The sequence below is a fragment of the Geobacillus sp. ZGt-1 genome (assembly GCF_001026865.1).
Classification (GTDB): Bacteria; Bacillota; Bacilli; order Bacillales; family Anoxybacillaceae; genus Geobacillus; species Geobacillus thermoleovorans.
Genome location: NZ_LDPD01000187.1, coordinates 1 through 707, shown reverse-complemented (window position 1 = coordinate 707; position 707 = coordinate 1). Strand labels below are relative to the sequence as shown.

Genomic DNA, 707 nt, shown 5'->3' with positions numbered 1-707 from the left:
AAGACCGCCATATTAACGTGCCGGGCACGAAGCTGACAAACAACCGCGGCGGCACGCACAACAGCCCGACGCGCATCCACGTAAAGCCGACGCATATGATCGGCGGATATGCACAGTTAAGCTACGGATTCAACTATTACGGACCGACGGGCAACCAACGCGACCTGTACGTCGTCATCCGCAAACTCGAGGAGGTTGATTGGCTTGAAGATTAAAGCGCAAGTCGGCATGGTGATGAATTTGGACAAATGCATCGGCTGCCATACGTGCAGCGTCACGTGCAAAAACACATGGACGAACCGCCCCGGCGCTGAATACATGTACTTTAACAACGTTGAAACGAAACCCGGAATCGGCTATCCGAAACAATGGGAAAACCAAGAGAAGTATAGAGGCGGCTGGGAGTTGAAAAACGGCGAACTGCGGCTCAAATCCGGCTCGAAAGCGATGCGGCTCGTCAACTTGTTCTACAATCCGTACCAGCCTACGATCGACGATTACTACGAACCGTGGAATTACGACTATGAAACGTTGACGAACAGCCCGCTAAAACAATACCAGCCAGTGGCGCGGCCGAAATCAAGCATCACCGGCGAATGGATGGAGCTGTCATGGGGGCCGAACTGGGAAGACGATCTGGCCGGCGCCCATATCACCGGTTTGCGTGATCCGAACGTTGTCAAAATGGAGCAGGCGATCCAAGCGGA

General features: G+C 53.7%; 1 protein-coding gene and 1 pseudogene. Both read left to right on the top strand.

The features are described 5' to 3' along the window. A partial coding sequence (locus VU18_RS16490; protein WP_047758581.1) for a hypothetical protein occupies positions 1-215 on the top strand: 215 nt, incomplete at its 5' end. Then, positions 205-707: pseudogene (gene narH, locus VU18_RS16485) on the top strand (nitrate reductase subunit beta); the annotation flags it as partial. The gene VU18_RS16490 and the pseudogene narH, both read left to right, overlap by 11 nt.